This is a genomic window from Dietzia sp. Die43 (genome assembly GCF_024519835.1).
Taxonomy (GTDB): Bacteria; Actinomycetota; Actinomycetes; order Mycobacteriales; family Mycobacteriaceae; genus Dietzia; species Dietzia kunjamensis.
Genome location: NZ_JALJRF010000004.1, coordinates 209,048 through 235,073, shown reverse-complemented (window position 1 = coordinate 235,073; position 26,026 = coordinate 209,048). Strand labels below are relative to the sequence as shown.

The window sequence follows — 26,026 nt, the reverse complement described above, 5'->3', positions numbered from 1 at the left end:
TGGCACTATCACAAACAAAACACACTGTTGAGTTCTCAAACAACACCCACACACCACTAACCAGCCATCCGAAGACAACCAGCTCGCGGGGCAGTCACTGCAATCCGCCACCCGCTCGGGGCAACTTCTCCAGCGTAGGTGACCCGCCCGCCCCAGTCAAACCAAGAGAACCGGACACCCGCACTTTCCCACCACCCGAACCAGGCCCTCGCCTCTCGGCTCCGGCCCGCTCCCTGGCGGCTCCGATAAAGTTACACGGGCTGCGGCGAAAGTACTAATCGCCTGGTCAGAGGCGGTTTCGGCGCTGCGTGCCCGATCTCCGCCCCGTCGACCTCAACGATGGGTGGACACTCGCTCGATCTCGCCGCCGAGGGACCGGACGTTCCCGACGAAGTCGGAGTATCCCCGGTCGATGTGGAAGACCTCGCAGACCTCGGTGACGTCGTCCGCGCACATGCCGGCCAACACGAGCCCGGCCCCGGCGCGGATGTCGCTCGCCCAGACCGTCGCGGAGTCCAGGCGTTCGCGGCCGACGATCTTGGCGTGGTGACCGTCGGTCTCGGCGGTCACGCCCATGCGGACCATCTCCTCGACGAACCGGAACCGTGCCTCGAAGAGGTTCTCGGTCACCACCGACACCCCCTCGGACACGGAGGCGAGTGCGATCGCCATCGGCTGGAGGTCGGTGGGGAAACCGGGGAAGGGCAGGGTCCGGATGTCCCGGGCCCGCGGTCGGCCCTCCTGGGCGACCCGGATCCAGTCGGGCCCGGTCTCGACGTCGGCACCCACAGCGCGCAGGTTCTCCAGCACCACGTGGATGAACATGGGGTCGATGCCGGTGACGGTGACGTCGCCCCGGGTCATCACCGCACCCATGGCCCAGGTGGCCGCGACGATCCGGTCCCCGACCACCCGGTGACTGACCGGCGTCAGCTCATCGACGCCGCGGACGGTGATCGTGCTCGTCCCCGCGCCGCTGATCTGTGCCCCCATCTCGTTCAGCAGGTCGCAGATGTCGACGATCTCCGGCTCGCGCGCGGCGTTCTTGAGAACCGAGGTGCCCTCCGCCAGGACCGCCGCGGTCACGAAGGTCTCGGTCGCGCCGACGGACGGGAAGCTCAGCTCGTAGTTCGCGCCCCGGAGCTCGGTCGCATCGGCGACGAGTCGGCCGTGGTCCATGCGGGTGCGGGCGCCGAGCCGGTTGAGTCCGTTCTGGTGCCAGTTGAGGGGACGGCTGCCGATCGCGTCTCCGCCGGGCATCGCGATCACGGCGCGATGATGGCGGCCGACCAGTGGTCCCAGGATGCACACCGACGCGCGCAGCTTCTGAGCCGCCTTGTCGTCGGCCACGTGCCCCAACTCGGCCGGGGTGTCGATCACGACGGTGTCGCCGGAGACCTCGACCGTGCACCCGAGGTGGCGCAGCACATCGGCCATCGCGGGGACGTCGGAGATCGTCGGGCAATTGGTCAGCGTCGTCCGCCCCTCGGCCATGAGCGCCACCGCCATCAGCTTGAGCACGCTGTTCTTGGCGCCTGATACGGAGATCTCGCCGGACAGTCGGGTACCGCCGCGGACGAGGAAGCTCTCCTCGCGGGACGTGGGATTAGCGCTCACGGTTCCACCCTAGGCGAGAGGAGGGAGGGATCCGCTCCAGCCGCGGCCCCGCGGCAGCGTAGGTTGGCCGACATGGCTGTTCACCTGACCAAGATCTATACCCGGACCGGCGACGACGGGTCCACGGGCCTGTCTGATTTCTCGCGCGTGAGCAAGAACGACCCCCGACTGGTGGCGTACGCGGACTGCGACGAGGCCAACGCGGCGATCGGCGTGGCCGTGACGCTCGGCGGCCTGGACGACCGTGTCGTCGCGGTACTGCGGACCGTGCAGAACGACCTCTTCGACGCCGGCGCGGACCTGTCGACGCCGGAGGTCGAGGACCCCAAGTACCCGCCGCTGCGCATCGAGCAGGCGTACATCGACCGGCTCGAGGGCTGGATCGACCAGTTCAACGCCGAGGTGCCGGACCTGACGTCGTTCATCCTGCCGGGCGGGACCCCGGGGGGTGCGTACCTGCACGTCGCCCGCACCGTCACCCGACGGGCGGAGCGTTCGGCGTGGGCGGCCGTCGAGGCGCACCCGGAGACGACCTCGGTCCTGCCGGCGAAGTACCTCAACCGGCTGTCGGATCTGCTGTTCGTCCTGGGCCGGGTCGCGAACCCGGAGGGCGACGTCCTGTGGGTGCCCGGCGGGGAGCGCGGCTGACCGGAGCTCAGCGGACGGAGCGCGGCTGACCGGACCGCGACCGGCCGGAGCGGTGCGGGTCAGGGCAGCGCGCCCATGCGGCGCGCTGCGTTGACCGCCTCGAACCGGGTGTGCGCGTCGAGTTTCCGCATCACCGACCGCAGGTAGCTCTTCACCGTCTCGGCACCGATGCCCATGTCGGCGGCGGTCTCGATGTTGGTCTTGCCCTGGGCGACGCACGCCAGCACGTCTAGTTCGCGGCGGGACAACCGCGCGGTGGGCATCTCGGGCGGCGGGGAGACCATCTCGGCGCAGATGCGTTCGAGCTCCGCGCGGACGTCCGGGTCCTCGGTGCGTGAGGCGAGCATCCGCAGGCGGGCGTGGGTCTCGCGCATCCGCTCGTTGGACAGCACGTCGTCCCACCGGCCCTCGCCGGAGCCGGGCCCGACCGGGGCGGCGCCGCGGGCCGCCAGTGCGTCGTTGACCGCGATCTCCTGTTCCAGGGCACGGGCGGTGGCCGCCATCTGGTTGAGGACCTTCTCGCCGAACCTGACCGAGGAGTGGACACCGGCGTAGATCACCGCGCGTACGTCCTTGCCCACCACGACGGGGATCGCGGCCATCGACCGCAGCCCCTCGGAGAGCACCGGCAGGTCGTACTCGTGGGTGATGACCCCGGCTCGCGGGTAGTCCGCCACGCCGACCGGCTTGCCGGTGGCCATGACCCGACCGCCCACGCCGGCCCCGTAGTGGACCTTGAGGTCCTTCATCGCCGAGGTCCGCATCCCGAGGGACTCGGACAGGACCAACGTGTGGCCCTCCCCGACGACACCACCGATCGTCACGGGGATTCCCGTGGCCTCCCGCAGCGCCGCGATCGCGCTACGCACCGAGGCGAGGTCACGCTTGCGTCGCTGGGCGTCCCCGGCGCCGCTCGGGCCGTGGCCGGTGTTGTCCTCGTCCACGAGGTCTCCTCCCTCGTCCGTGCAGCACCCCCGCCGCGGGCGGTTGGCCCCCCTGCCGGTGCGACACTTCGGCGTCGTCAGCGCCACTATACGCACGTGGCCGGGGTGACGCCGAACCAGAACATGAGAGAGGCGTCAGGTCGTCGGGGGTACCGGCCGCAGCTTCGTCCCCGCGCCGCGGTCAGGGGGTGAAAGCTGGATCGAATGCCTCCGGATCCTCGGGATCGGCCAGCATCGCGGCGACCCCGGTGACGGGCGCCGCCCGCTGTTCGTCGTAGATCCATTCCTCGACGTCGCTGGAGTCCGGGTCGCCGACGAGGTACGGGTGCAGGCCCAGCACGGCCGAGGCGTCGACCGTCTCCCCGGTGTCCAGCACGGCCTCGTCGAGGAAGCGGACCACCTCGTCGTCGTCCATCTCCACGCCGATCACCACCAGACCCTCCGGACCCTCTCCCCCGGCGCGCAGCTCCAACCGGCGGCCCACCAGGGCCACCTCGTAGCGGCGGGGGCCGTCCGCGCCTGCCAGGGTCAACGTGCCCTTGGCGCGGTAGGCGCCGGCCGGCGGCGCGGAGACCGCGGTGAGGAAGCGGCGCGGGTGCAGAGGGCCGGCCGGCGTCACGGTGACGGCCGTGTAGCCGTCATGCAGGTGTCCGTGCTCGCCGTGTCCGTGGTCGCCGTGTCCGTGCTCGCCGTGCCGGTGGGTGCCGCCGGACGTCGCGGCGGGCGCGGCGGTCGGTGGGCCGTCGGGGGCCATGTCCAGCAGCAACCCGGCCGGGACCGCGGCGCGAACCGCCGGGAGCACGGCCACGCGCGGGGCGTGGGCGCGGATCGTCGCCCGGAGCTCGCCGAACCGCTCGCGGCTGACGAGGTCGCACTTGTTGACGACGACGAGGTCGGCCTCCGCCAGGTGCGCCGCGAGTCGCGGATGTCGCGTCATGGCGTCATCGAGGCCCTCGGCGTCGACGACCTGAACCATTCCCGCGTGGCGCGCCACGTGCCGCGGCACGTCGTGGACCATCCGCGACAGGACGGGCGGCTCGGCCAGGCCGCTGGCCTCGATGACCGCGAGATCCAGGCCGAGCTCCGGGTCCGCGAGCCGGGTGAGGGTCTCGCCGAGCTCGCTGGCGTCGACCTCGCAGCACACGCAGCCGTTGGCCAGCGAGACCATGGAGTCCACCCGGCCGGCGACGGCGGTGGCGTCCACGTCGATCTCGCCGAAGTCGTTGACGATCGCGGCGATGCGCAGCCCCGGTGTGCCGGACAGCAGGTGGTTGAGCAGGGTGGTCTTGCCGGCGCCCAGATAGCCGGTCAGGACCAGGACGGGCAGGGGCTCGCCGGGGGCGCGGTGCGCGTCGTGCGTCCCGCCACCGCCCCCGGCGAGGTGCCCGTGCCTCAGTCCGTCGTTCAGCGACGCCACTCGGGCTTCCGCTTCTCCGCGAACGCGGACATGCCCTCCGTCTGGTCCTCCGTGGCGAACAGCGCGTAGAAGGCGTTCTGCTCGGCGAGCAGGCCCTCCTCGAGGGTGGTCTCGAAGGAGCGGTTGACCGCCTGCTTCGCGACGATCGCCGTGGTCTTGCTCATGGAGGCGATCTTGGTGGCGACCTTCATGGTCTCGTCGAGCAGCTCGGCCGCGGGGACGACGCGGGCGACCAGGCCGGAGCGCTCGGCCTCGTCGGCGTCCATCTGGCGGCCGGTCAGGCACAGGTCCATGGCCTTGGCCTTGCCCACCGCGCGGGTGAGGCGCTGCGAACCGCCCATGCCGGGGATGACGCCGAGGGTGATCTCGGGCTGGCCGAACTTGGCGTTGTCGCCGGCGATGATCATGTCGCACATCATGGCCAGCTCGCAGCCGCCGCCCAGGGCGAAACCGGACACGGCGGCGATGATCGGCGTGCGCGCGGCGGTGAGGCGCTTCCAGTCGTGGAAGAACCGCTCGAGGTAGATGCCCGGGTAGTTCTTGTCCTTCATCTCCTTGATGTCGGCGCCGGCCGCGAAGGCCTTCTCCGACCCGGTGATGACGATGCACCCGACCCCGGGATCGCCGTCCAACGCCTCGACGGCCTCGACGACCTCCTTCTCCATGCCGCTGGACAGCGCGTTGAGCGCCTTGGGGCGGTTGAGCGTGATGGTCGCGACCCGGTCGGTCTGCTCGACCAGGATGTTCTCGAACTGCTTCTCCGTCACGGACATGCGTGTCTCCAGTCTGTCGTCGTCAGGTGCCTGTGCGCCATTACTTGGAAGTCCTTGTAATAGCTCCGGGGCCGATGCTAGCCGGTCACCGCGCGAGCGGCCCACCGTTCCACAGTCCCGACCGTACGGCCTGGTCGTGGGTGACGGTCGCCTCGCGCGCCTCGGGCACGAGCGGGGTGTACCGCACGAGCGATCCCCAGTCGCGGTCCCAGTCGTGTTCGAGGTAGGTCGGCACCGTCTCGCCCTCGAGCAGCAGCTCGATGAACCCGATGGGGCCACCGCCGTCCCACGCCTGCCACGTGTTGGTGGAGCTCACGGCCAGTCCCCGATCGGGCAGGACGCGGTACTCGGGCAGTTCGTGGATGCCGGCGTACTCGTCGAACGGGCGCAGGCACGGGGTGTGGAACGCCACGGCCCAGTCCGGCAGGACCGGCCTCGAGTCGCCGACCAGCTGCTGCATGGTCACCAGCTCCGGCATGCGCGGTGGGGTGAACGCGATCCACCGCGACGGGTCCGGGTCGAGGTCGCGCACGACCAACCGGATGGCGGAGGCGTCGTCGGGCAGGGTGTCCATCGGCACGCGCAGGTTGCGCCAGGAGGGGGCCGGCCCGATGTCGATCGGCAGGACCGATCCGGCCACCGCGAACTCCCCGCCACCGGTGGAGTACTCGACGCGCACCGCGTCGGGGGCGAAGGACCCGGCCACGCCGATCGTGACGAGCGGGTCCTCCCCCTTCTGGCCGTTCTCTCCGTTCTCCCCGTTCCCCCGGGGGAGCCGGTACCAGTCGGTGGTCGCCTCCGCGTTGAACTGGGCACCCGACTGGTGGCTGCCGAGAACCGGTACGCGGGCGGGGTCGAGTCCGAACGGCAGGACTGCATGGCTGCCGTTGATGCCCTCGCCGACGCGCACGCCGCCTTCGGTGCCGGCGGTGGTCGACGTGGTGTCGGAGCCCTCTCCGGTGCCGGGGGTGTCGGTGTCCGCGGCCTGGGTGGCGGTGAGGTCGGTGGGGATCCCGTCGGGGTCGAACCTGACCGCCTCACCGCCGGCCTCGAGTTGGTCGCGGGGCTCGCCGGCCGGGGTGAGCAGGCCGGCGTTGGCGTCGGGCTCGGCGAGCACCACGTCGGCGATACCGCACGGCTCGCCGGAGAGCGCGCGGAGGTTCTGCAGACCCACCGAGTACGCGGGGTACTGGTTGCGGACCGCTGCGGCCATGGAGGCGACGATGACGACGACGACGAGGGCCGCGGCCAGCCCGAGTGGGGCGTGGGAGACCTCGCGGGCGAACCGGAGCAGTGGACCGCGGTCGCCACCGTCCCGCTCCTGCCCGGTGCGCGTCATGAACGGCTCCCGGTAGTGCAGGACCAGGGCGGCGAGGAGCGCCAGGAGCATCAGCCCGAGGAACACGGAGTACAGGGTGATCCCGGCGATGGTGGGCTGGGTGCCGCCCCACGGGATGCCGTAGATGGAGATGTACCACCAGCCGTTGGTGGAGGTGAAGCTCAGCGCCAGCACGAACAGGACACCGGCGAGGAAGAGCATGCGGTTGCGCAGCGACCTGGTCGCGGCCGGGAGGACCGCCATGGTCACCAGCGCCGCCAGTGCGGCGCCGATGGTGGCGAAGGCGCCGAAGTGGTGGGTCCACTTGGTGGGGTTGAGCGCCATGAAGGCGAGGGAGATGGCCGCCAGGCCGACGATGCGGCGGGCGGGTCCCACGGACACGCCGGGGATCCGGCCCTTGCGGAACAGGATCGCCGCACAGGTGATGAGTGACAGCAGCATGGCGAGCACCCCGAACCGGCGGGCGAGCGAGCCGTCCGGGGTGGGGTTCATCAGCCATTCGTAGCGCCAGACCTCCTCGTACCAGCTGCCGGAGGGGCCGACGTCCCCGAGCAGCGCCGACGACTGCAGCGTGGTGACCAGCGGCTGGTCGAGGAAGATCAGGTGCAGCACGCCCAGCCCCGCAGCCAGGAGCGGCGCCACGGTGGGCACCCAGCCGTCGCGCTTCGCGCGCCGGATGACGAGCAGCAGTAGTGGCCTGGACGCGGCGATGATGACCGCGATGCAGAACGTTCCCGTGGGTGCCGCGGACAGGGTGAGCCCACCGATGATGAACCCGGTCGCCGCGGGTAGCAGCCGTCCCGTCGCGAGCGCCCGCTCGAGCGAGACCCAGGTGGCGAGGACGCCGAAGGCGATGATCGGTTCGGGCCGGAGGCCGTTGTTGTAGGTGAGCCAGAACGCGAGGAAGACCGCGGCGGTGCTCCACCGCACCGCCGCGGCGCGGCGGGCGGCGATGCCGAGCCTGGGGATGACCTCGCGGGACAGCAGGAGCCACGAGGCGATGCCCAGCAGGAGCGCGGGCAGTCGGAGCCAGATGCTGCCCAGCGAGATGGCGCTCATCGCCGTGTACAGGTAATACGGCATGCCGAATGGCGCGTACGGGGCGCCGTAGTAGCGGAACACCTCGGGCATGTATCCGCTGGAGACGGCCGCGCGGGCCTCGGTGAGGATGTACCCGTCGTCGGCGGTGTTGGCCCCGATGACGTGCCACACGAGCAGCGTCGCCACGACCAGCAGGTCCAGCGGTCGCGGCTTCCACCAGCCCGGCGGAAGGATGCGGCGCGCGATCCGCCCGTCCCGCAGGTCGAGCCGGTGCAGCGCGACCAGCGCGACGATGATCGCGAGGATGCCCACGACGATCGCGGCCTGCTTCAGTGCGGTCGCCTGGGTGGTGTAGCGCGAGTCGACCGTGATGTCGACGGCCATGCCCTCCGGCGCCGCACCTTCCAGGTCGGTGAACACTCCGACCACCTGCGGGCGGAGGTCCGCGTCGATCCGGCCGCCGACGCCCTGCCCGTCGATCTCCAGACCGACGAACTCGGCGCCGATCGACCCTGAGTCAGCGGTGACGCGGATGGTGGAACACGCGCCGGGCGCGGTGACCGCATCGGTGGGCGCGGAGGCGACCAGTGCGTTACGGCTGCGGATCTCCACGTTGGGGCCGGCGACGGACACCATGAGCCCGCGGGCGGCCGCGTTCTCCCCCGCCTCGCGGGGCGCGGTCGAGACCAGCACGCCGTCCTCGCGGCCGCCGGGCAACTGACCGACGGCCGTGCACGGCACCTCGACGGTGAGGTCGAGTGGGTAGTACGCGACGAGCGGCGCGGTGACCGGCTCGAGGGTGCCCGCCTCGGGCCAGCTGACGGTGGAGGTGGTCTGCGTGACCGGCAACAGCGGCACGATGATCGCGAGCAGGATGCCGACGAGCCCGCTGACGGCGGCGACGATCCCCCACCGAGGTCCCGTTCGGGACTTTTCCGGCACGTCAGGGACCTCGGCGGCAGTCGATGGCATGGCGTCCACGCTATAACGAGGGGAGGACGTTCCCCGAAACGACGAACGCGCCGGAGGGGGTTCCCTCCGACGCGTTCGTCGGTGTTGTGGCCAGAGTCGGGATCGAACCGACGACCTTCCGCTTTTCAGGCGGACGCTCGTACCAACTGAGCTACCTGGCCCTAAGACCACCGGCGCACCCGGTGAACACCGAATGCGCCGGTATGTCTCTGGCGACCCTGACGGGACTCGAACCCGCGACCTCCGCCGTGACAGGGCGGCGCGCTAACCAACTGCGCCACAGGGCCGTGCTCTTCGCACGAGAAAGAACATTAGTGGACCGCCGGACCTTTGCGCAAATCGGCCCCCTGCGGACCGTATCCGAGCACGTCAGAGGCACGTGGGCCATGAATGCACGAGGTCCCGGCCACCTGACGGTGACCGGGACCTCGACACTATGTACCCCCTACGGGATTCGAACCCGCGCTGCCGGCGTGAAAGGCCGGTGTCCTAGGCCGCTAAACGAAGGGGGCCTACGCCACGTCCGGGTGCCCCGGTCCGCAGCGGAGTCCAGTGTAGGGCACCGCCCACCGGGCGGATAAACCAACCGCACACGGGGACGGTATCGTGACCGTCGCCCCTATAGCTCAGTTGGTAGAGCTACGGACTTTTAATCCGCAGGTCGTCGGTTCGAGCCCGACTGGGGGCACCAGTCACCGCCCGTCGCGCGGGCCCATTGGACCTGCTCGCGCCCCGCTGGGAGAATCGGGGTCATGTCCGCACCCACCGCCGCCGCGGCGCCCGCACTGCGCATCGGCCCCCTGGAACTCGCGTCCCCCGTCGTCCTGGCGCCGATGGCCGGGGTCACCAACGTCGCGTTCCGCACGCTCTGCCGCGAGATCGAGCGTGAACAGCAGGGGTCGGTGTCCGGCCTGTACGTCTGCGAGATGGTCACCGCCCGCGCCCTGGTGGAACGCCAGCCCGGGACGCTGCACATGGCCACCTTCGCCCCGGACGAGTCGCCACGCAGCCTGCAGCTGTACACGGTCGACGCCGAATACACCTACGCGGCCGCCAAGATGATCGTCGACGAGGACCTGGCCGATCACATCGACATCAACTTCGGCTGCCCCGTCCCCAAGGTCACCCGGCGCGGCGGCGGGTCCGCCATCCCCTACAAGCGCCGGCTGTTCCGCTCGATCGTCGCCGCGGCGGTCCGCGCCACCGAGGGCACCGACATCCCGGTGACAGTGAAGATGCGCGTCGGCATCGACGACGCCCACCACACCCATCTCGACGCCGGCCGCATCGCCGTCGAGGAGGGCGCGCAGGCGGTCGCGCTCCACGCGCGGACGGCCGCCCAGCGGTACTCCGGCGAGGCCGACTGGTCGCAGATCTCCCGGCTCGTCGACCATGTCGGAGCGGTCTCGGATGTGCCGGTGCTGGGCAACGGCGACATCTTCTCCGCCGAGGACGCCGTGCGGATGCGCGATCAGACCGGCTGCGCGGGCGTGGTGATCGGCCGCGGTTGCCTGGGCCGTCCGTGGCTCTTCTCCGAACTGGCCGCACGGTTGGACGGACGCGAGGCGCCGACCCCGCCCGCGCTGGGCGAGGTCGCGCGCATCATGTACCGCCACGGCGAACTCCTCGCGCAGCACCACGGCGAGGACAAGGGGATGCGCGACATCCGCAAGCACGTCGCGTGGTACCTCCGGGGCTTCCCGGCCGGATCGGAGAAGCGGGTCGGTCTGTCCGCCGTCCGCACCCTGGACGACCTGGCCGAGCTGCTCGCGGATCTCCCCGCCGACGAGCCCTTCCCGGCCGACGGGTACGGCCCGCGGGGGCGTCAGGGCTCCCCCTCCAGGGTGCTGCTGCCCGAGGGTTGGCTCGATGACCCGGAGGACGACGCCACCGCGCTCGAGGGCGCGGACGCCGAGAACTCGGGCGGCTGAGCCCGTCGCGGCCGAATGTTCACCGGTCGTTCACCGCACCGGCGGTAACCGCCCTGACATGCGCGTATCCTGGCGATATGCGTCTTGTCTACTCCGAAGAACTCGCGGGCCTGGCCACGTCCATGGCCCGGATGTGCTCCCTCGCGACCGATGACATGGAGCTGGCGACCCACGCCCTGCTCCAGGTCGACCTCGTCGCCGCAGAGAAGGTCCTGGAGTCCGCGACGGAGATGTCCCGGCTGGCGACCGAGAACGAGGAGCGGGGCTTCGCACTGCTCGCCCTCCAGGCGCCCGTCGCGCGTGATCTGCGACAGGTGGTCACGTCGATCCAGCTCGTGCAGGACCTCGTCCGGATGGGCACGCTCGCCGGCCACGTCGCCAAGATCGTCCGCCGTCGCCACCCCGAGCCGGTTCTGCCCGAGCCCGTCAACGGCTACCTCGCCGAGATGGGCCGGGTGGCAGTCTCACTGGGGCGCTCCGCCACCGAGGTCCTCCTCAACCGGGATGCCGAGCAGGCGGCCACGCTGGCACGGCAGGATGACGCCGTCGACGACCTGCGGCGTCATCTGTTCACCCTGCTCACCGTCCGGGAGTGGAAGTGGGGTGTGGCCTGCGCGGTCGACGTCACCCTCCTGGGCCGGTACTACGAGCGCTTCGCCGACCACGCCGTGGAGGTCGCCCAGCGCGTGATCTTCCTGGCGACCGGCGAGTACGCCACCGTCCCCGAGGACGACCCCGAGCGCCCGTCCCCCTCCAGCGAGGAACTGGTGCGCCAGTTCAACGAGACGGACCGGACCTTCAAGGAGCGCATCGCCCGCCACGAGGCGGCCGGCGGGGAGGGCCCCTCCGGGGGCGCCTGACACCGGGGGCCGGACGCGAATCGACGACTGCCCCGGTACCGGCCTCGAGGCCGGTATCGGGGCAGTCGTCGATATGCCGCAGGGACGGGTCAGCCGAAACGGCCGGAGACGTAGTCCTCGGTCTGCTTGTTGTCCGGGTTGGAGAAGATCTTCTCCGTGGAGTTGACCTCGACCAGTTGACCCGGCATGCCGGTGGCCTCGAGGGAGAAGAACGCGGTCTGATCGGATACGCGTGCGGCCTGCTGCATGTTGTGGGTGACGATCACGATCGTGAACTCGTTCTTGAGCTCCGCGATGAGGTCCTCCACGGCCAGCGTCGAGATCGGGTCGAGCGCGGAACACGGCTCGTCCATCAACAGCACCTGCGGCTCGATGGCGATCGCGCGGGCGATGCACAGACGCTGCTGCTGGCCGCCGGAGAGTCCACCGCCGGGCTTGTCGAGGCGGTCCTTCACCTCGTTCCAGAGGTTCGCGCCGCGCAGTGACTTCTCCGCGACCTCGTCGAGGGTCTTCTTGTTCTTGACCCCCTGGAGTCTGAGTCCCGCGACCACGTTCTCCTTGATGGACATCGTGGGGAACGGATTGGGGCGCTGGAAGACCATCCCGATGGTCCGCCGGACGGCGACGGGGTCGATCTTCTTGTCGTAGATGTCCACCCCGTCGAGCTTGATGGAGCCCTTGACGTAGGCGCCCGCGATCTCCTCGTGCATACGGTTGAGGGAGCGCAACACGGTGGACTTGCCACAACCGGAAGGGCCGATGAAGGCGGTCACGGACCGCGGCGGGACGTGGAGGTCGACGTCCTTCACCGCGTGGAAGTCACCGTAGAAGATATCGACGTTCTCGAGGTCGAGTCGCTTTGCCATCTGAACCGATGTGTCCTTACTTGGTCTTCGGCGCGAGCGCCTTGGAAGCGAACGCCGCGAGAACGTTCGCGAGCGCGATGATGAGGATGAGCGTGAGAGCCGCGCCCCAGATGCGGTACTGACCGGCGTCGTTGGGGTTGGACAGCTGGTTGTAGATCAGCAGTGGCAGCGAGGCCATGTTGCCCTGGAAGAGGTCGTAGTTGTAGCTCGCGGTGTACCCCACCAGGATGAGCACGGGCGCGGTCTCCCCCATCACCCGGGCGAGAGCCAGGAAGATGCCCGAGATCATCCCAGACAGTGCGGTGGGGATGACCACGCTGGTGATGGTCTTCCACTTGGGCACCCCCAACGCGTACGAGGCTTCGCGCAACTCATCCGGGACGAGCTTGAGCATCTCCTCGGTGGAGCGGACGATCAGCGGGATCATGAGCAGGACCAACGCGAGTCCCACAGCGAAGGCGCTCAACTCGAACTGCAGCATCGTGATCCAGATGCCGAAGATGAAGATCGCCGCGACCACCGAGGGGACGCCGGCGAGGACGTCGACCATGAGGGTGGTGGGTCGCGCCAGCTTGGAGTCGGGATACTCCACGAGCATGATGCCGGCGGCGATACCCAGTGGGATCGAGATGACGGCCGCGATGAGCGCCTGGACGAGGCTGCCGTAGATGGCGTGACCGACGCCGCCGGCGAGCGACGACGGCGACACGAGGAAGAGCGAGTTCGTCCACCAGGTCGGGTTGATGATCGCCTCGGCCCCCGCGGAGACCACCTTGTAGAGCAGCGCGATCAACGGGATCACCGCGACGATGAACGACAGGGTGAACACCGCCGTCGCCACGGAGTTCTTCGCCTTCCGCCCACCGGAGACGGGGAGGAAGGTCTCGGACGGCTTGGCCGGTCGTGCGAGGTCGGGGGTTACCTGGGACATCAGCCGTTGACCTTTCCACCGGACACCGAGCGCGCGATGAGATTGACGATGAACGTGAGGAGGAAGAGCACGAGGCCGGCGGCGATGTAGGCCCCGGTCGACATCGGGTTGTTGAACTCCGCGGACCCGGAAGCGATCTTCGACGCGAACGTGAAGCCCCCGTCGAACAGGGAGAGGCCGCTGGCCGAGCTCGAGGCACGGAGGATGATGAGCACCGCCACCGTCTCGCCGAGCGCTCTGCCGAGGGCGAGCATCGACCCGGCGATCATGCCCGATTTGGCGTAGGGGAAGCACGTCATCCGGATCTTCTCCCACTTCGTCGCGCCGAGTGCCAGAGCGGCCTCCTGGTGCAACGACGGGGTCTGACGGATCGTCTCGCGGGACATCGAGGTGATGATCGGGAGGATCATGATCGCGAGCACGATGCCCGCGGTGAAGATGGTCCCGCCTCCGGCGATCGAGACGTTCCCGTCGGCGAAGAGGAAGAACCACCCCAGGTTCTCGTTGAGCCAGGTGGCGAAGGGGGTGATCCACGGGCCGAGGACGATGAGTCCCCACATCCCGTACACGATCGACGGGACGGCCGCCAGCAGGTCGATCATCGCCGACAGCGCCCGGGAGATCCGGGGTGGCGCGTACTGGACGAGGAACGTCGCGATCCCGATCGCGACGGGCACCGCGAGCAGCAGTGCGAAGACCGAGCTCAGGACCGTGACCTTCAACAGGTCGAGGATGCCGAACCTCAGGTTGTCGGGATCGGTCGTGTTCCACTCGGAACTGGTGAAGAAGTTGACCTGGTCCTGGAGGATGGAGGGCACCGCCTGGAGGACCAGCACGATGCCGATCAGCGCGATGAGCCCGACGATGATCGCGCCCGCCGCGACCGTGACCGACCGGAAGACGGAGTCGATATTCCGGGACGACCCGTTGGTGAGCAGGCCCCGTGGGCCGTCTCCCCGGCCCCCGGCCCCCGGGTGGTCGTCCTCCGACCATTCACCGCGGCGGCCGGCGGTCTTGTCGACGTCTCGTTCGACGGAGTCGTGCACAGTCATGGGACCTTCAGTCTTCCGGGGGTCTGTATGAGGTCGGTCGCCGTCCCCGTCCGCGGACGGGGACGGCGACCGGGCTTTCACTTGATCGCGTCGATCGCGTCAGTCAGCTTGCCACGGAAGGCGTCGGGAACCGGAATGTAACCCTCGCCCTCGAGCTCACCCTGCACGGACTCGGAGACGGCGACGTTCAGGAAGGCCTTGACCGCAGCAGCGGTCTCGGCGTCGGGGTACTCGGAGCAGACGATCTCGTAGGTCGGCATGAGGATCGGGTAGGCCCCCGCGGCCTCCGGGACGTAGAAGGACGAGGTGTCGATCACCAGGTCGTTGGTCCCCTCGTTCTGCAGCTTGGCGGAGTCGATGGTCGTGCCCGCGGTCTCGGCGTTGAGCTCCACGCCCTCGGCGTCCGCCGGCGTGATGACCTTGGCCATCGACAGGCCCTGGTTCTTGGCGTAGGACCACTCGGTGTAGGTGATGGTCCCCGGGGTCTGGCCGATCGCGGCCGAGACGCCCTCGTTGCCCTTGGCGCCCTCGCCGACGCCGCCGTTGAACGTCTTGCCGGCCTCCTGGGTCCACGCGCCGTCGGACGCGGCCACGAGGTACTTCTGGAAGTTGTCGGTCGTACCCGACTCGTCGGAGCGGAAGATCACGGTGATGTCCTGCTCGGGGAGCTCCACTCCCTCGTTCTCCGCGGCGATGGCCGGGTCGTTCCAGGTGGTGATCTCGCCGTTGAAGATCTGGGCGATGGTGGAGCCCGACAGGCTGAGCTCGACCCCGTCGAGGTTGTAGGCCACCGCGATCGGACCGAAGACCGCCGGAAGGTTCCACGCGGGGCTCTCACAGCGCTGCTCGGCCTGGGGGTACTCGTCCTCCTTCAGCGCCGAGTCGGAACCGCCGAAGTCGGTCTGTCCACCGATGAACTCCTTCACGCCGGCGCCGGAGCCGTTGGAGTTGTAGTCGATGGTCTGTCCCTCACAACTCGTGGCGTAGGAGTTGGCGAAGATCGTCATGGCGTTGTTCTGCGCCGAGGATCCCGAGGCATTGAGGTTGGGCTTCCCCTCGCACTCGACGCCCGCGACGTTCTGGGCGGTGTCGTTGGTCCCCGCGTTGTCGTCGGAGCAGGCGGCCAGTCCGGCCGTCGTCAGGGCGGCCAGCCCGAGCAGGGCACCGGTGCGCTTGAGGTCCACAGAATCTCCTTGGTTCATCCGGTGGAGACCTCCACCGGGTCACGTTGTCGGCGACTGGGTCGCAGGGCCGGACCGGGACGCGCCGATCCGACGTGGAGAGAACCTAGGGTGCGGACGTGAACAACGCCGAGGACGTAGGTGAACCCGAGATGAACTCCCTGGTCATGGGCTGTTCACCCGGACAGCCGTCCCTCCCCCCCGCGGTACCCCACCTGGGGTGATCCTGAGATCTCGTCTCCGGACCGCCGCGGAATTCAGCGTGAGGCGTACGTCACGTCTCGGTGCTCGACGGCGAAACCGAGCCTCTCGTAGGTGCGGATGGCCGGGAGGTTGTCGCCCTCCACGTAGAGGACGACCGATTCCGCCCCGGCCCGGCCCTCGAGGTGCTCGACCCCGACGGCGGTGAGCAGACCGCCCAGGCCCCTGCCCTGGCCAGACGGGTCCACGGCGACCACGTAGACCTCGCCCTCGACCGGCTGCCCGGGCTCGGCGACGGTCTTCGTCCAGTGGAACCCGGCCAGCCGCGGCGTCTCGCCCGCGACATCCACGGCGAGGAAGACCGCGCCGGGATCCACCCAGTCGACGCCGAGCCGGTCGTCGAGCTGCTCTCGCGTCCAGCCCCCCTGTTCCGGATGCCACGAGAACGCGGCGTTGTTCACGCGGAGGAACTCCTCCCGGGTGTCCATCCCCGGCCACCGCGACCCGCCCTCCGACGCGGCCTCGGCGAGGGTTCCGGTCTCGATCCCCCCGGGCGGGTGCGGATCCGGAAGCGCGGGCCCGCCGGCGGCGCGCCGGCGCATCTTCAGCAGTTCGCGTGTCCGCGCCAGCCCGAGGCCCTCTGCCAGGGCCCGCGCGGCCGGCAGGTCACCGTGCGCCCACATCGCGGCGCCGGGCTCGGCATCGAGGACCGCGCGGACGAGGGCGCTCCCGTGCCCCCGGCGCCGGTGCGAGGGGTCCACGACCAGTTCCGCCGAGGCCTCGTCCCCGGCGCCGACGAGCTGGGCGTAGCCGACGATCGCGGGGTCAGCGGAACCCCCGCCCGTGGCGGCACCGGCCGAGTCGGCGTCGGGCGAGTCTGCGGCGGTCGCGAGGAAGTGACGAACCCCGTCGGCCGACCCGCGGAGGGACCGGAGGGGCTGCTCACCGAGGGGTGCGACCCCGTCGACCGATCCCGCCTGCCGTGCCATCGCCTCGATGCGGTCGGCGGCACCGGCGTCCGGTGCGCGTTCGGTGACTGTCATGCGTCGCCTCCGTCCTCCCTGCGATCCGACGGCCGGACCGCTTTGTACCCGACGTTACGGACGGTGCCGATCAGCGACTCGTGATCGGGACCGAGCTTGGCGCGCAGTCGCCGGACGTGGACGTCGACGGTCCGGGTTCCACCGAAGAAGTCGTAACCCCACACCTCCTGGAGCAGCTGCGCGCGGGAGAAGACCCGGCCGGGATGCTGGCACAGGTGCTTGAGGAGCTCGAACTCCTTGTAGGTCAGATCCAGGGGGCGCCCCTTGACGCGGGCGACGTAGGTCTCCTCGTCGATGACCAGCTCGCCGACCGTGAGGAGGCCACCGTCCGCCTCGCCCTGGGACGAGTGCCGCGCGGTGGCGAGGCGGAACCGGGCGTCCACCTCCGCCGGCCCGGTGGTCGGCAGGAGGATGTCGTCGAGGCCCCAGTCCCCGCTGACGGCGATCAGTCCCCCCTCGGAGACGACGGCGATGACGGCGAGGTCCCCGCCACCGGACAGCAGCCTGCACAGTGCCCGCGACGCCGCGAGATCACTCCGCGCGTCGACCAGGGCGAGTGCCGCACCGGAGAGATCCCCCAGCGAGGACGCCAGCGGCGGGAGTACACGCACCGAGTGCGGGAGGAGAGGCAGCGCGGGGATGACCGCCTCCGGGTCTGCTTCAGCGGCGAGGAGCACTACGTCCATGTCGCTTCCTCTCCGTCCGGGGGCCGAGACGATACTAGCGACCCGCACCCCCGCAACGGGGATTGGAGTACACCTGAATGCCATGAGACTCCCCCGCCCCGTCGTCATCGCGGCTGTCGCCGTGGCCGTCGTGGCCGGCAGCGCCTTCACCGTGGAGACGGTGTCCGCCTCACGGATCGAGGCCGACCTGTCCGGTCGGATCGACCCGGGGAACACTGGTGCCGGGCCCCCCTCGGTGACGATCGGCGGCGCGCCGGGGTCGCGGTGGTCCGGCCCGGACACCCTCGTCTCGGCGACGATCCGGGTCGAAGGGGTCGACCGGCCCGGGCTCGGGCCGGTCGCGGTGGAGGCCGTGGCCACCGACGTCTCCGTGCCGGAGGACCCGACCGGTCCGCTGACCGCCGGGGAGGTGACGGTCTCGGTACAGATCACCGGGGCCTCGCTCGGCCCGGCCCTGGGGATGCGGGACGTGCTGGTCGGCGCGGCCGACGACCCGAGCCTCGCCGGGGGTACCGAGACCCGGGCCCGGGTCACCGGGACACTCGAGGGATCCGACGTCCGCGTCTCGGCGTTCGTCGACCTCGTCGTCGACGACCTCGGCGCACGGCTCGTCCCCGTGGCACCCGCGACCGGGCCGGCGGGGTTCCCCGCCGGCGACGGCGAGCTGGCCCTGCGCCGCACGGCACTGACGTTGGAACCGGACGTCCTCCCGCTGGGCGTGGCGGTCGAGACCCTCAGCATCACGGGCGGCACCATCACCGCCGCCGGTGAGGGCGGGCCCGGCACCGCGCCGCTCGACGGCCTCGCACGGACGGACCTCTAGACTCGGGCCCATGAGTCGCGACGACGTTCTGGTCAGCACCCGCTGGGCCTCCTCGCGCCTGGCCGACGACTCGGTGGTCTTCCTCGAGGTCGACGAGGACGTGACGGCCTACCACTCCGACGGACACATCCCCGGTGCTGTCGCGCTGAACTGGCGAACCGAACTCCAGCAGGAGTACACGCGCGATCTCGTCGACCGTGAGCGGTTCGGCGAACTCCTGTCCGGTCGGGGCATCACCCGCGAGCACACCGTGGTGGTCTACGGCGGTAACCACAACTGGTTCGCCGCCTATGCCTATTGGTACCTCCGGCTGTACGGGCACCCCGACGTCCGTCTCCTCGACGGGGGCCGTATGCGCTGGGAACGGGACGGCCTGCCACTGGAGACCGAGCTGCCGCAGCGCCCGGCGACCGAGTACGTCGCCGAGCCCCAGGACCTGTCGATCCGGGCGTTCCGCGAGGACGTGCTCTCGGGCCTCGGCAGTGACGCGCTCGTCGACGTGCGATCGGTCGACGAGTTCACCGGCCGACTCGCCGCACCGGCCGGCCTGCCCCAGGAGGGCGGCCGACAGCGCGGGCACATCCCCGGCGCGGTGAGCATTCCGTGGAACCGAGCCGTCACCCGCGACGGTACGTTCCGGCCCGACGCCGAGCTCCGTGAGATCTACGCCGATCTTCTCGGCACCCCCGGGCAGCGCGTCGTCACGTACTGCCGGATCGGCGAGCGGTCCAGCCACACCTGGTTCGTCCTCCACGAGCTCCTCGATCAACCGAACGTCGTCAACTACGACGGCAGCTGGGTGGAGTACGGCTCCCTGATCGGGGTCCCCGTCGAGCGGTGAGCCGCGTGTTCACCCCGGCGGCCGGCGGGACTGGCTAATCTCGATCCCATGTCTCTCCTGTCGCGTGCGCTCGGTATGGCCGGGCGAGCCTCCGTCGTCGCCGTCGGCGCCGCGGTCGCCTCCACCGTCCTCGTGGGAATCGATCAACGCCGTGGGGCGACCCCGGCCGTGCCCGATCACCCCGGCCCCTACTCCCCCGAGGAGCGGGAGGCAGCCGTTCGGATGTACCTCACCGCGCTCACGGTCCCGGCCGCGGCGTTCCGTGTGCCGTTCGCGAAGGACTGTGTCCGTCGCGAGAACGGCCTGAAGACCGGGTTCGGGGCGGACCAGCTCCGGTGGGACCTCCACCTGCACCTGCAGTACTCGGTGATCCGCGAGGTCCGCGACATCGTCATCACCGTCGACCCCCCGGGGCGCGAGGGCGTCGTGCACGCGGACTTCACCCTGGCGACCGTCGTGGGCGCCACCGCGCGGGTCAGCGAGGACTTCGTCTTGCCCTCCGAGGACTGCCTCATCCACTCGATCGAGGCCCGCGTCTCACTCGGCTGAGAGGCTCGGGGTTAGGATTGGGCCATGGTGCTCTTCTTCGAGATCCTCCTGGTCCTCTGCACGCTGGCCATCCTGTGGGCCACCTGCTACATCGTGTACCGCACGGTCACCGACGAGTCGTGACGGAACGCGACCAGCCGAACACCGGTGACCCCGCGCCGCCCACCCCCTCAGGGGGAGGCGGCCGGTCGGTCGTGCCCGGATCCGGAAACGCGGCCGTCGACGCCGCGGCGGAGCGGTCGGAGGAGACCGCGCGCCGCAACATCGCCCCGTTCTCCGAACTCCCGGTCCCCGAGGACACCGCCAACCTGCGCTTCGGCCCCGATCTGCACCCGGGTCTGCTGGCCCTGCTGCCCCTCGTGGGCGTCTGGGAGGGTGAGGGCGAGGCCGACACCGAGGACCGCGGCCAGCACCGGTTCGGCCAACAACTCATCGTCGCCCACGACGGCGAGAACTATCTGACCTGGACCTCCCGCGCCTGGACCTTCGACGCCGGTGGCGCCGTGGACGATGCGGCCTACCGGGAGACGGGATTCTGGCGGATCTCCGCGGATGACCAGCTCGAGTTCCTCGTGGCCCACGCGTCCGGCGTGATCGAGATGTACTACGGCGCACCGATCAGCCAGTCGGCCTGGGAGATGACCACCGACGTGGTCCTCGCGTCCCCCACCGGGCCCAAGCGTGGCGGCGCCAAGCGCATCTACGGGATCGTCGAGGGCGGCGACCTGGGCTGGGTCGAGGAGCGCGTCCACCCGGAGCGGGGCCTGGTGCCCCACATGTCCGCGCGACTGCGTCGGATAGCCGGCTAGCGGTTCCCCGCCCGGGTGGCGGGGCCCGTCACCCGCGGCCGACCGCGCGGTCGACCATGCCGACGACATCGATCCCGGGGTCCCCGGTCGACAGCGTCACATCGTCGACCCTGCGGACCCGCGCACACAGGGTCACCGAGGACAACAGCCACACCGCGTCCGCGGCCAACAGGTCGGTCAGCAGCAGCCGCTCCCGCCGCACGCGCACACCCTCGGCCCCGGCGATCTCCGCCATGGCCGCCAGGGTGGTGCCCTCGAGGATCCCCACCTCCGCCGGAGGGCTCACCAGCTCACCGCCGCGGGCGATCACCACGGTGGAACGGGGGCCCTCCAGCACCTCACCGTCGGAGGACAGGTAGACCACGTCGTCGAACCCGGCCGCGGCGGCGTGCCGCAGCGCCGCCATGTTGGCCGCATACGACAGCGTTTTGGATCCGAGCAGCAGCCACGGGGCGGACGCGGCGACGTCCGACGCATACCCCCGACCGAGGGCCGTCACCGCGATTCCCTCGGCCCGCGCCCGCAGGGCCACCCCGCTCACGGGCGCGACGGTGATGTAGGCCGTCTCCCGCCCGCCGCGCTCGGGCCCGCGGGACAGCACCAACCGCAGCATCGCCTCCGAGTCCGGCCCCCACCGGCGCGCGGCCAGGTCGATGCCCGCCAGCCACTGCTCCGGGGACGGCCCGGTCAGCCCCAGCGAGGCCGCTGATCTGGCGAGTCTCGCCAGGTGACGTTCCGGCTTGGCGGGGCGGCCACCGACGACGAGGAGTGTCTCGAAGCAACCGTCGCCACGGACGGCAGCCAGGTCGTCGGCCAACAACAGTGGCTGATCGGACGGGTGGACCCGGGGACGCGGCCCCTCCGGACCGCCCGCGACGAGGACGACCACCCGTGCGTCGTCAGTCCGATCGGTACCCGTTTCCACTGCTGTGCCCATGCCGCCCAACACTACGGCGGGGTACGTAGACTCGCGATCGTGACCGACCCAGTTGTGCCCGAGCGGACCGACAGCGGCTACCGCAGCCCGATCCTGACCCGCCCCGGAGCAGTGAACCAGGCCGACACCTCCCCCGACGTCGGGGTGCCGTACCACTACGGCGACCCGTTCGGGGAGCAGCGCGCGGCCGACTCCGCGCCGGTGGTCGTCGACCGCTCCCACCGGGACGTCCTGACCATCGGTGGCGGCGAGCGGCTGACCTGGCTGGAGGGCTTCGTCTCCCAGCACGTGTCCGAGATCCCGGACGGTGGCGGCGCCGAGACTCTGGTGCTGGACGCGAACGGGCGGGTGGAACACCACGCGGTCCTCGCCGACGTCGGCGGCACGCTCGTCGTGGACACCGAACCCGGCCGGGGAGCGGACCTGCTGCAGTTCCTCACCAAGATGGTCTTCTGGGCCGACGCGAGCCCGGAGACCGCGGACCTCGCCGTCCTCACCCTCACCGGCGCCGCCCTCCCCGCCTCCCTCGAGGCCCCGGACGGCACCGAGGTGACCCTGCCGGTCGGGGACTACGCCGGCATCCCGCTGCCGGGCGGCGGTGTGGCCCGGCGGATGCCCTGGCCCCTGACCGGGTCGATCGACCTGCTGGTCCCGCGCTCCGGACTGGGCGCGTGGTTCGACGCGGCGGTCGCCGCGGGAGCGCGTCCGGCGGGGTCGTGGGCGTTCGAGGCCCTGCGGGCGGCGGGGACGACCCCGCCGCGCGGCCGTCTCGGGGTGGACACCGACGAGAAGACCATCCCCCACGAGCTCCCCACCTGGATCGGCGATGTGGCGCAGCGCGGCGCCGTGCACCTGGACAAGGGGTGCTACCGCGGCCAGGAGACCGTGTCCAGGGTCCACAACCTCGGACGGTCGCCCCGGGTCCTGGTCCGACTCCAGCTGGATGGATCCGCCAGCGACGAACTGCCCGTGCCGGGCGCCGAGGTCCGCGCCGCCGGCCGCCCCGTCGGACGCGTCGGGACCGTGGTCCAGCACCACGAGGACGGACCGGTGGCCCTCGCCCTGCTCAAGCGGTCCGTGGCCGTCGACGCCGCCCTCGAGATCGACGGGGTCGTCGCCGCCGTCGACCCGGACAGCGCCCCGGAGGACACCGGGACCCAGGCCGGACGAGAGGCCATCCGCCGACTCCGCGGCCAGGCCTGACACCCCCGCGGGGGTCGGATCACCCCCGCGGGTCACTGCCGGAGACGACTCCCTCGACACCCGGGCGGACATTCCGCGCCGGGCACGCTATCCTGTGGACAGGCAGATACTCACACTTGCAATGGGCACCCCCGAGGTGGCCCAGCACCGTTTCCGAGGGGGTCAGGTCAATGGGCCGAGGCCGCGCGAAGGCGAAGCAGACCAAGGTCGCTCGCGAACTCAAGTACAACACTCCGCAGACGGACCTAGAACGTCTCCAGCAGGAGTTGTCGGGTGGAGGGTCGCCGACGCGGCTCAGCACCGATGAGGACGATGACCCCTACGGGTCATGGTCCGACGGCGACACCAGGTACTGATCATCCCCCGTTCCCGGTAGACCCACGTGGGCCGGGCATCCCCGAGGATGCCCGGCTCACGCGTGTCACACTGGCCGGGACACCTCACGACGACACAGCGACCCGGCCGGAACTGCCCCGGCCGGGTCGCTGTCGTCTGCGAGCGGTCAGAACCGGGCGTGTGAACCCTCGAGTGTCACGCGGGGGGCGTCGGCGTCCTCGCCGGCCTTCTCCACGCGCCCGATCACCCAGTTCTCGACGTGGCGTGCGGTGAGGACGGCCTGGGCCCGGTCCACGTCCTCCTCGGGCAGGACGGCGACCATCCCGACCCCCATGTTGAACGTGCGCTCCATCTCGGCCTGCTCGACGCGGCCGTGGTGGGCGATGGTGCCGAAGACGGCGGGAACGGGCCAGCGCCCCCGGTCGAGGCGCGCGACCAGGCCGCGGGGCATCACCCGGGCGAGGTTCTCGGCGAGCCCGCCGCCGGTGACGTGGCTGAAGACCCGGACGTCGGTCTCCGCGATGAGGCTCAGGCAGTCGAGCGCATAGATACGCGTCGGCTCGAGCAGCTCCTCACCCAGCGTCCGTCCGAACTCCTCGACGTGCCCCTCGAGCGGGAGTCGGGCGAGCTCGAGGAGGACGTGCCGGGCCAACGAGTACCCGTTGGAGTGCAGCCCCGAGGAGGCCATGCCGATGATCACGTCGCCGGGGCGGACCTTCTCGGCCTGGAGGATCTCGTCGGCCTCGACGATCCCCACACCGGTGGCGGAGATGTCGTACTCCCCCGGGGCCATGAGCCCGGGGTGCTCGGCCGTCTCCCCGCCCAGCAGCGCGCACCCGGCCCGGACGCAGCCCTCCGCGATCCCCTCGACGATGTCCGCGACGTGCTCGGGGACGACCTTGCCGATGGCGATGTAGTCCTGCAGGAACAGCGGCTCGGCACCGCACACCACGAGGTCGTCGACGACCATGGCGACGAGATCGATACCGACCGTGTTGTGGACGTCCATCGCCTGCGCGACGGCGATCTTGGTCCCGACGCCGTCCGTGGACGACGCGAGGAGCGGTTGCCGGTAGGTGTTCTTCAGCGAGAACAGGCCGGCGAATCCACCGAGGCCTCCCATCACCTCCGGCCGGGTCGCCCGCTTGGCATGGGGGGCGAACAGCTCCACCGCGCGCTCGCCGGCGTCGATGTCGACGCCCGCGGCGGCATACGAGGCGCCGGTCGGGGGGTGTGAGTTGTCGGTCATGTGGTCTCTCCTCGTCGGCGCCCCTGGTCGGGCGCCCGTTCAGGGTCGGCGGACGGGGTCCGCGATGTCACTGCGGACCGGGAAGCGATCGGCCTCGAGGCCGTCGACCTCGGCTGCCAGCGCGCGCACGGCCGCGCTCATGGGCGAGTCGTCGGGAAGCTCGATGGGATAGTGCCCGTCGAAGCACGCTGCGCACAGTTCGTCGCCGCGTTGGCCGCTGGCCTCGATCATCCCCTCGACGGAGACGTATCCGAGGCTGTCCGCGCCGATGGCGCGGCGCACCCCCTCGAGCATCCCGTCCGAGGCGTCGACGCCGTTGGCGATGAGTTCGGCGGGGCTCGCGAAGTCGATCCCGTAGAAGCACGGCCAGCGCACCGGCGGCGAGGCGATCCGGACGTGCACCTCACGGGCTCCGGCCTCGTACAACATGCGGACCAGGGCGCGCTGGGTGTTGCCCCGAACGATCGAGTCGTCCACCACCACGAGCCGCTGCCCGCGGATCACCTCACGCAGCGGGTTGAGCTTGAGTCGGATCCCCAGTTGCCTGATGGTCTGGCTGGGTTGGATGAACGTACGGCCCACGTAGGCGTTCTTCGTCAGCCCCTGCGCGAACGGGATCCCGGACTCCTGCGCGTAACCGACGGCGGCCGGGGTGCCGGACTCGGGGACCGGGATCACCAGGTCACCCTCGGCGGGATGCTCGCGGGCCAGGCGGCGCCCGATCTCGACCCTCGCGGAGTTGACCAGGCGCTGGTTGATCACCGAGTCGGGACGGGCGAGGTAGACGTACTCGAACACGCACGTCTTGGGGGTCGGGGGCGAGAGCTTGCGGGACCGCACGCCGTCGGCGTCGATCGCGATGAGTTCGCCGGGCTCGATGTCGCGGACGAACGAGGCGCCGACGATGTCCAGGGCCGACGTCTCGGACGAGACGACCCAGCCACGCTCGAGGCGGCCGAGCGCCAGCGGGCGGACACCGTGCGGGTCGCGGGCCGCGTAGAGCGTGTTCTCGTCGGAGAAGGTGAGACAGTAGGCGCCGCGGAGCCGGGGCAGCAGACGGGCCGCGGCCTCCTCGAGTCCCCCGTCGCGCGCTTCGTGGGCCAGCAGGGTCGAGACGATGTCGGAGTCCGAGTGGGTGCTCTCCTCCGAGTACCCGCCGATCCCCAGGGCCGTCGCGTGCCGTTTGAGTTCCTGCGTGTTGACGAGGTTGCCGTTGTGGCCGAGGACGACGGAACCGCCGTCGATGATCGGCCTGAACATCGGCTGGGCGTTGTCCCAGCTCGCCGCGCCGGTGGTGGAGTAGCGGCAGTGGCCGATCGCCACGTGACCGTGCATCGACTCGAGGGTCTGCTCGTCGAAGACCTGACTGACCAGGCCGAGATCCTTGTAGACCAGGACCTGCTCACCGTCCGCCACGGCGATCCCGGCGGCCTCCTGGCCACGGTGCTGGAGTGCGTACAGGCCGTAGTAGGTGAGCTTGGCGACGTCCTCGCCGGGGGCCCACACGCCGAAGACGCCGCATTCCTCGACCGGGCCGATGCGCTCGGCGTCGACGGGCAGGCCTGCGGGGCCGGGGGCGGACGGATCGGGCAGCCCGAGCCCGACGGCGGAGCTGCCACCGGGACGGCGGAGTGACCCGGACGGTGCCGGTCGTGACGACGTACTCTCCACCTGCTGGTGCTCCCTCGCGACTTTCGGGGCGGTCCGCCCGGACGGACCCCGGCGGTGCGCCTGCAAGTCTACGGTCACCGACCCCCGCGGCCCCAAAGTCCGGCGC

Annotated in this window: 23 protein-coding genes and 4 tRNA genes; 10 read left to right on the top strand and 17 right to left on the bottom strand. The window is 70.6% G+C overall.

Features of this window, described 5'->3' with window-relative positions; all coding sequences use genetic code 11:
- Positions 1-333: 333 nt before the first annotated feature.
- Positions 334-1,617, bottom strand: a complete 1,284-nt coding sequence (gene murA, locus NR111_RS05175) for a UDP-N-acetylglucosamine 1-carboxyvinyltransferase (RefSeq protein WP_256820134.1) — start codon at positions 1,615-1,617, stop codon at positions 334-336.
- A 72-nt stretch (positions 1,618-1,689) separates the two neighbouring features.
- Here murA and NR111_RS05170 point away from each other — a divergent pair, with 72 nt between their 5' ends.
- Entirely contained in the window at positions 1,690-2,265 is a 576-nt protein-coding gene (locus NR111_RS05170) for a cob(I)yrinic acid a,c-diamide adenosyltransferase (RefSeq protein WP_256820133.1), read from the top strand.
- A gap of 59 nt (positions 2,266-2,324) precedes the next feature.
- Here NR111_RS05170 and NR111_RS05165 read toward each other — a convergent pair whose 3' ends face one another.
- The 7 genes from NR111_RS05165 to NR111_RS05135 form a co-directional block, all read right to left on the bottom strand.
- Positions 2,325-3,209: a LuxR C-terminal-related transcriptional regulator gene (locus tag NR111_RS05165; RefSeq protein ID WP_256820132.1), complete on the bottom strand. Its 885-nt coding sequence runs from the start codon at positions 3,207-3,209 to the stop codon at positions 2,325-2,327.
- Positions 3,210-3,390: 181 nt separating this feature from the next.
- Positions 3,391-4,626 carry a GTP-binding protein gene (locus NR111_RS05160; RefSeq protein ID WP_256820131.1) on the bottom strand — a complete coding sequence of 412 codons (1,236 nt, stop codon included), beginning with the start codon at positions 4,624-4,626 and terminating at the stop codon, positions 3,391-3,393.
- Positions 4,614-5,399 carry an enoyl-CoA hydratase gene (locus tag NR111_RS05155; protein WP_256820130.1) on the bottom strand — a complete coding sequence of 262 codons (786 nt, stop codon included), beginning with the start codon at positions 5,397-5,399 and terminating at the stop codon, positions 4,614-4,616. Before NR111_RS05155 ends, NR111_RS05160 begins: the two co-directional genes overlap by 13 nt.
- An 85-nt stretch (positions 5,400-5,484) precedes the next feature.
- Positions 5,485-8,751, bottom strand: a complete 3,267-nt coding sequence (locus NR111_RS05150) for an arabinosyltransferase domain-containing protein (RefSeq protein WP_256820129.1) — start codon at positions 8,749-8,751, stop codon at positions 5,485-5,487.
- 87 nt (positions 8,752-8,838) lie between these two features.
- Positions 8,839-8,912, bottom strand: a tRNA-Phe gene (locus tag NR111_RS05145).
- 49 nt (positions 8,913-8,961) lie between these two features.
- Positions 8,962-9,038 (bottom strand) — tRNA-Asp (locus NR111_RS05140).
- A gap of 152 nt (positions 9,039-9,190) precedes the next feature.
- Positions 9,191-9,263, bottom strand: a tRNA-Glu gene (locus NR111_RS05135).
- Positions 9,264-9,366: 103 nt separating this feature from the next.
- On the opposite strand from NR111_RS05135, the gene NR111_RS05130 reads away from it, so the two are divergent.
- From NR111_RS05130 to phoU, 3 genes are all read left to right on the top strand, one after another.
- A tRNA-Lys gene (locus NR111_RS05130) sits at positions 9,367-9,442 on the top strand.
- Between the two features lie 61 nt (positions 9,443-9,503).
- Positions 9,504-10,682: a tRNA dihydrouridine synthase DusB gene (dusB, locus tag NR111_RS05125; RefSeq protein WP_256820128.1), complete on the top strand. Its 1,179-nt coding sequence runs from the start codon at positions 9,504-9,506 to the stop codon at positions 10,680-10,682.
- Between the two features lie 77 nt (positions 10,683-10,759).
- Positions 10,760-11,542 (top strand): phosphate signaling complex protein PhoU, encoded by a 783-nt coding sequence (phoU, locus tag NR111_RS05120; RefSeq protein WP_256820127.1) that lies wholly within the window; start codon positions 10,760-10,762, stop codon positions 11,540-11,542.
- An 89-nt stretch (positions 11,543-11,631) separates the two neighbouring features.
- On the opposite strand, the gene pstB is transcribed toward phoU, so the two are convergent.
- From pstB to NR111_RS05090, 6 genes are all read right to left on the bottom strand, one after another.
- Positions 11,632-12,408 carry a phosphate ABC transporter ATP-binding protein PstB gene (pstB, locus tag NR111_RS05115; RefSeq protein WP_067712029.1) on the bottom strand — a complete coding sequence of 259 codons (777 nt, stop codon included), beginning with the start codon at positions 12,406-12,408 and terminating at the stop codon, positions 11,632-11,634.
- 16 nt (positions 12,409-12,424) lie between these two features.
- Positions 12,425-13,339 carry a phosphate ABC transporter permease PstA gene (gene pstA / locus NR111_RS05110; protein ID WP_253003249.1) on the bottom strand — a complete coding sequence of 305 codons (915 nt, stop codon included), beginning with the start codon at positions 13,337-13,339 and terminating at the stop codon, positions 12,425-12,427.
- Positions 13,339-14,391 carry a phosphate ABC transporter permease subunit PstC gene (gene pstC, locus NR111_RS05105; RefSeq protein ID WP_082923668.1) on the bottom strand — a complete coding sequence of 351 codons (1,053 nt, stop codon included), beginning with the start codon at positions 14,389-14,391 and terminating at the stop codon, positions 13,339-13,341. The genes pstA and pstC overlap by 1 nt, the downstream gene beginning before the upstream one ends.
- Before the next feature lie 77 nt (positions 14,392-14,468).
- Positions 14,469-15,575 carry a phosphate ABC transporter substrate-binding protein PstS gene (gene pstS / locus NR111_RS05100; RefSeq protein WP_096905966.1) on the bottom strand — a complete coding sequence of 369 codons (1,107 nt, stop codon included), beginning with the start codon at positions 15,573-15,575 and terminating at the stop codon, positions 14,469-14,471.
- Positions 15,576-15,829: 254 nt separating this feature from the next.
- Positions 15,830-16,816 carry a mycothiol synthase gene (mshD, locus tag NR111_RS05095; protein ID WP_256820126.1) on the bottom strand — a complete coding sequence of 329 codons (987 nt, stop codon included), beginning with the start codon at positions 16,814-16,816 and terminating at the stop codon, positions 15,830-15,832.
- A complete protein-coding gene (locus NR111_RS05090) occupies positions 16,813-17,502 on the bottom strand; it encodes a response regulator transcription factor (protein WP_256820125.1) in 690 nt (229 codons plus the stop codon). Before NR111_RS05090 ends, mshD begins: the two co-directional genes overlap by 4 nt.
- Before the next feature lie 82 nt (positions 17,503-17,584).
- Here NR111_RS05090 and NR111_RS05085 point away from each other — a divergent pair, with 82 nt between their 5' ends.
- The 4 genes from NR111_RS05085 (at position 17,585) to NR111_RS05070 (ending at position 20,524) form a co-directional block, all read left to right on the top strand.
- The gene (locus tag NR111_RS05085) at positions 17,585-18,325 is read left to right on the top strand and encodes a DUF2993 domain-containing protein (RefSeq protein WP_256820124.1); all 741 of its coding nucleotides are present in this window, start codon (positions 17,585-17,587) and stop codon (positions 18,323-18,325) included.
- A gap of 10 nt (positions 18,326-18,335) precedes the next feature.
- Complete coding sequence (locus NR111_RS05080) at positions 18,336-19,166, top strand: sulfurtransferase (RefSeq protein ID WP_120284463.1); 831 nt, start codon at positions 18,336-18,338, stop codon at positions 19,164-19,166.
- Positions 19,167-19,214: 48 nt separating this feature from the next.
- Positions 19,215-19,715 (top strand): hypothetical protein, encoded by a 501-nt coding sequence (locus NR111_RS05075; protein ID WP_256820123.1) that lies wholly within the window; start codon positions 19,215-19,217, stop codon positions 19,713-19,715.
- A 119-nt stretch (positions 19,716-19,834) separates the two neighbouring features.
- Entirely contained in the window at positions 19,835-20,524 is a 690-nt protein-coding gene (locus NR111_RS05070) for an FABP family protein (RefSeq protein ID WP_374210689.1), read from the top strand.
- 28 nt (positions 20,525-20,552) lie between these two features.
- Here NR111_RS05070 and NR111_RS05065 read toward each other — a convergent pair whose 3' ends face one another.
- Complete coding sequence (locus tag NR111_RS05065) at positions 20,553-21,461, bottom strand: aminodeoxychorismate lyase (protein ID WP_256820121.1); 909 nt, start codon at positions 21,459-21,461, stop codon at positions 20,553-20,555.
- 39 nt (positions 21,462-21,500) lie between these two features.
- On the opposite strand from NR111_RS05065, the gene NR111_RS05060 reads away from it, so the two are divergent.
- Both NR111_RS05060 and NR111_RS05055 read left to right on the top strand, forming a co-directional pair.
- Positions 21,501-22,664, top strand: a complete 1,164-nt coding sequence (locus tag NR111_RS05060; RefSeq protein ID WP_256820120.1) for a folate-binding protein — start codon at positions 21,501-21,503, stop codon at positions 22,662-22,664.
- A gap of 170 nt (positions 22,665-22,834) precedes the next feature.
- On the top strand, positions 22,835-23,020 hold the full coding sequence (locus tag NR111_RS05055) for a DUF3073 domain-containing protein (RefSeq protein ID WP_067712007.1): 186 nt from the start codon (positions 22,835-22,837) through the stop codon (positions 23,018-23,020).
- Positions 23,021-23,166: 146 nt separating this feature from the next.
- Here the strand turns inward: NR111_RS05055 and purM are convergent, their stop codons facing one another.
- Together purM and purF are read right to left on the bottom strand one after the other, a co-directional pair.
- The gene (purM, locus tag NR111_RS05050; protein ID WP_067712004.1) at positions 23,167-24,249 is read right to left on the bottom strand and encodes a phosphoribosylformylglycinamidine cyclo-ligase; all 1,083 of its coding nucleotides are present in this window, start codon (positions 24,247-24,249) and stop codon (positions 23,167-23,169) included.
- Positions 24,250-24,288: 39 nt separating this feature from the next.
- Positions 24,289-25,920, bottom strand: a complete 1,632-nt coding sequence (gene purF / locus NR111_RS05045) for an amidophosphoribosyltransferase (RefSeq protein WP_067712001.1) — start codon at positions 25,918-25,920, stop codon at positions 24,289-24,291.
- Positions 25,921-26,026: the final 106 nt, after the last annotated feature.